Genomic DNA, 2,747 nt, shown 5'->3' with positions numbered 1-2,747 from the left:
TCTACCTAGAGAAGCCTTAACAAATTTATGGAAAACTATTTTAGGTACAGGTGTAGATAAAAATTAGCGATCGCTTATATCTTGGCGATCATATTTGAGACAGTTCGATTACACCAGCAATTAGCTTCCAGCAAGGACACTCACCCTCCCAACTATCAGATGGGCAAAAGGGCATACTTAAACTAACTGTAATTAGATAAGAATGTTCGGGGTGGTAGCCAGATTCTAAACGTTCAATAAATACAGGATCGGTGATAGAAGCCTTTGTTAACTGCTCCCCTAGTTTTGTAAATATTGTACCTTTCCAACTCTTGTTTCCTAATTTGGTAACAGATAGCTGGGTAGCTTCCACTAACTGCAAAGTACGCCGCTCATAAAATGGTCGAGTTTGCAAATATGTTGGATTCACATATTTACTGATGTTATGAAGAATTTGCGAATAATTACCGCAGTACTGAAGAATATCTTTTGGCTGAACTCGCTCAACTTGCTACCAGGTTCCAGTGGCGATTGTCAAATTTTCACTCTCAAATCCAAAATCGGAACCTGTTTGCTCTAAAGGAATTTCTAAAACGTCTAGTAATGCAGGCTCTTTTCCGTTTACAAGACGTATATGTTTAGAGATGCGACCATCATTTGGATAGGAGCTAGATATGGGACGAATCCATTTTCCTGTGGTGGGGTTGATTCCAGCAATGCAGCGTTCGTTTAGCTTTAGAGAGTTAGCAAGACAGATAACTTGAACCATGAGGGCAGACTAATAAACTTTCAAGGGTGTTGAATCTACTATTCCCCAGAAATCAAACAAAGTAACAGTTTTAGGTACTCTACAGAAAATCTCCTTTTTAAGAAGAAAACTTTATTCACTTTTTAGCCTAAATATATTCAGAGGTGGCAAATATCTATATTTCCCCACTGATTATTAAGATATTCAGCAACCAATCGACGATGACAATGATGAGGTTTTGCCTCGCTACAAAGCAAGCAAGCACTATCCAATAATTCTGGTGTAATTCGCTTTTCAATTTTGCGATCGCTCATTAATTTTAAGAACTGTTGCTCATAAATATCCCAATCGCCCTTATTTTTTTTGTAGGCATCAAGAATATCTTTAGTTGGCGCTAAGTCGAGGATGTGAATGTATTTTATATTGCCAATTTCCTGTAAAAAATACTCTATATCTACTCGTTTAGTAAATCCAGCCAGTTGAGAAATGTTGTTTAATCTTGTATCGATAACCGTTTTAACTCCAGCACCAATTAAGGAATCAAAAAACTTTTTTGCGTTCTTTTGAGTAAAACCAATTGTAAATAGATTAACTGACTTTTTCATAATATTTCCCTTTTTTATCTACATAGGCAATTTTTTCTCCCTGTTTTTTATACGCTTCGTGAGTAGCGTCTTCTTTCGAGTAATTATTGGTATTATCTAATACATCAAAAAGTGATAACTGGCGATTTTCAAATACTTTGTAATAATTTAAGCCATGTAAATTAAGAAGTCTATCCTCAAGATGTTGATGAGTTTCTAGGCTGCCATCCTGTAAAATGTGACTAATCTCTAATCCACAAGAGCGCAAATGTTGACATACTAAGATTGTTCGGTGACAGGTGATTGGATCTTTCTCCGCACACATCAAAGCAATTTTATAGGTTTTCACACCTTTAATAATGCGCTCAATGCCCTCTGCAAATAGCTCTGTAGCGGCAATGTTTTCATACAACGCTTTGCCTGCAACATAACAAGTGAGGTCGCTGGGTCTAGCTCCTAATTCACGCCCCAGGAATACATAACGAATCCCTTTATCACTCAAGGATATATTGAGTTCTGTTTGATTGAAATGAGGTAAATACCGACTATAGGGATACGATCGCACATCTGCTAAAGCTGTTACTTCATGCTTCTGGAGCAAGGTGATAAAAGCTTCAATATTTAGGTTAGAGTGTCCAACAGTAAAAAGTTTCATGTTAAAAATGCACTCCTTATATATTTCCTATTTTACTTAAGCTTTCAACCCTTACATATATCTAGTTAATTGAACGCGATAACGTTCTTTTTTAGTAACCATAATCTCGCCAACTTCTAATCTTCCCTTACCGCGAATCGCAATCAAATCGCCAGACTTGATTTGATAACTTGTTTGAGTAACATCTTTCCAATTCACGCGCACATCGCCACTATCAATTAAATCTGACATTTTACTGCGAGACATTCCAAAACCCGCCGATGCGATCGCATCTAATCTTAAAGAAGCCTCAACCGTAGTCGATTCTTTCTTTTTGGGTTCTCTAATTCTCAATTCACTTAAATCTATGCGTTGAGTTTTTACGGGAACAGAACGCACCTGTTGCAAACTCATTTCTAAAAATTCGGCTATTTCTGGAGTAGCGATTGCCTGCGCCCCCCTTTCGCCTAGTACAATAACATCGCCCGTCTTCTCACGGACAATTCCCGCCCCCAACATCGCCCCCAAAAAGTCGCGGTGAGTAGCCGTATCAAAAAGGAAGTTTCCAGCAATTTCTAGCGCCACTAGCTCTACTTGTTCACGTTCTAAGGGCATTTCTGATCGGGCGATCGCCACTCGTTGGCGTTCGGCTTGTTCGTAACCACCCCAAGCCACTATTTGCACCTCTGTTAAGCGACTAAATACCCGTTGGAGTTCGGCTTGTTCTGGAGGAGAGAGAAAGTCTGTTAACACAACTTCCCAGGTCTTAATTGCTTGTTCAGCGCGATCAATTACCCGCGCT

At 39.0% G+C, this 2,747-nt stretch carries 3 protein-coding genes and 1 pseudogene; all 4 read right to left on the bottom strand.

All coding sequences use genetic code 11. From position 1 onward, the window contains the following. Nucleotides 1-88 precede the first annotated feature (88 nt). Nucleotides 89-748, bottom strand: a pseudogene (locus ACEW80_RS26370) (hypothetical protein). 137 nt (nucleotides 749-885) lie between these two features. Next, complete coding sequence (locus tag ACEW80_RS26365) at nucleotides 886-1,332, bottom strand: DUF488 family protein (RefSeq protein WP_373529438.1); 447 nt, start codon at nucleotides 1,330-1,332, stop codon at nucleotides 886-888. Beyond that, the gene (locus tag ACEW80_RS26360; RefSeq protein ID WP_373529437.1) at nucleotides 1,316-1,966 is read right to left on the bottom strand and encodes a DUF488 family protein; all 651 of its coding nucleotides are present in this window, start codon (nucleotides 1,964-1,966) and stop codon (nucleotides 1,316-1,318) included. The genes ACEW80_RS26365 and ACEW80_RS26360 overlap by 17 nt, the downstream gene beginning before the upstream one ends. A gap of 51 nt (nucleotides 1,967-2,017) precedes the next feature. Continuing rightward, nucleotides 2,018-2,747, bottom strand: a 730-nt coding sequence (locus ACEW80_RS26355; RefSeq protein WP_373529436.1) for a photosystem II S4 domain protein, incomplete at its 5' end; no start/stop codon positions are given.

Origin of the sequence: Nostoc sp., from assembly GCF_041747015.1 — a bacterium.
Lineage (GTDB): Bacteria > Cyanobacteriota > Cyanobacteriia > Cyanobacteriales > Nostocaceae > Nostoc.
The sequence above is the reverse complement of the archived record's forward strand: the minus strand, read 5'-3'. Positions and strand labels throughout refer to the sequence as shown.